Below are 1,354 nucleotides of genomic sequence, written 5' to 3'. Positions count from 1 at the left end.
CGCGTCGACGGCGTCCGCCGCCGCGAGCAGCGCCGTCCTGCGGGCGGCCGGGTCGGCCCGCCAGCCCTGCCAGGCCGCGTGGGCCCGGTCGACGACCGAGTCCAGCTCCTCCGGCCGCTGGTCGGGAACCTCGTCGAAGGCCCCGCCTGTCGCCGGATCGACGACGTTGAAGTACCCGCCCCGGTCACCGGGGGAGTGCGGGAGATGTCCGGTCGCCAGGGCCATGGTCAGCTCTGCATGGCTGCGGCCGCGTGTTCCCGGACGTGCCGGTCCATCTCCGCCCGGAAGGCGGCCACCAGGTGCGGCTGGATCCGGCCCGCGTTGCGGTCCCCTCCCTCGCAGACCGCCCCGCGTACCCCGACGATGTCCGTCTCGATACGGGCCAGTTCGCCCAGGTCGCCAGCCTTGACACTGCCCGCCAGCGCGGCGAGGAGACCGGCGTCATGGGCACGCCGCACGAACTCGGCACACACGTCGGGCGGAACATGGTCGAACAGCCGCGTCCCGTCCTTGATCGCGGTGTCGAGCATGGCGGCGTCGGAACCCGAGCGGCGCGCGATATCGGGCAGCGCGAGCGGGTTGACGCAGCCGATGCGGTGGGCGTCGGCGTAACCCGAGGCGACGACGAACGCGTCCGCCCGGTGGTCCTTCACCGCCCGGACGACCCCGCGCATGACCTCGACGGCCTGTTCGGGGGTCGCGCACCCGTAGAGGCCGACCTTGATGTAGGTGGCCCCGGACACGGCCGCGCCGAGCGCCGCCTGGGCCACCGTGCCGGGCTTGTACGGCACGTCCCCCACGGTGGCGGAGACCGGCTTGTCCGCCGGGACCGCCGCGCGGATCTCCCTGATGACCCAAGGGTAGTTGGCGCCGAGCGAGCCCTCGTCGGGCTTCTTGACGTCGACGATGTCGAGGTGCTCGGCCGCCTTCGCGCAGTCGAGGGCCTCGTCGACACCGTCCGGAGATATGAGAAGCAACAAGGTGGAATCCTTCCCCTGCACACCCACCTGCCCCGAGGGCAGACGTGCGGATCGCCTGACTCACATGCGGTCCGCACATCATTTCCGCGGGCTTCGCGCCTCGGCAGGGCGCGCGGAGTGACGAATGGGTCGTAGCCGTGAGGCGCCCACGCCCCGCGCAACGCGCCGTCTGCGCTGGACCGGCTGCGCGCGGGCGCACCGATGCCGTTCCGTCTCCGGGAGGGCGGCCGTCGCCAAGCGCCGTACCGGCGGACCGCGGCAGGGCGGGCGAGGCGATCACCCGGGTGACGGCGGTGAGCCCCGGGGCGGGACGGCCGGGGAGGCACGCCACGAGGGCCCGGCGGATCTCGGCGGGGGCGCAGCCGGCACGGGGG

Annotated in this window: 2 protein-coding genes; both read right to left on the bottom strand. The window is 73.9% G+C overall.

All coding sequences use genetic code 11. The features are described from left to right. Positions 1–225, bottom strand: a 225-nt coding sequence (locus B7767_RS34535) for an aldehyde dehydrogenase family protein (protein ID WP_143652787.1), incomplete at its 3' end; no start/stop codon positions are given. A 2-nt stretch (positions 226–227) separates the two neighbouring features. Continuing rightward, on the bottom strand, positions 228–980 hold the full coding sequence (locus B7767_RS34530; protein WP_085575545.1) for a (5-formylfuran-3-yl)methyl phosphate synthase: 753 nt from the start codon (positions 978–980) through the stop codon (positions 228–230). Between the last annotated feature and the right edge of the window lie 374 nt (positions 981–1,354).

It is taken from the genome of Streptomyces sp. 13-12-16 (assembly GCF_002114215.1).
Lineage (GTDB): Bacteria > Actinomycetota > Actinomycetes > Streptomycetales > Streptomycetaceae > Streptomyces.
The sequence above is the reverse complement of the archived record's forward strand: the minus strand, read 5'-3'. Positions and strand labels throughout refer to the sequence as shown.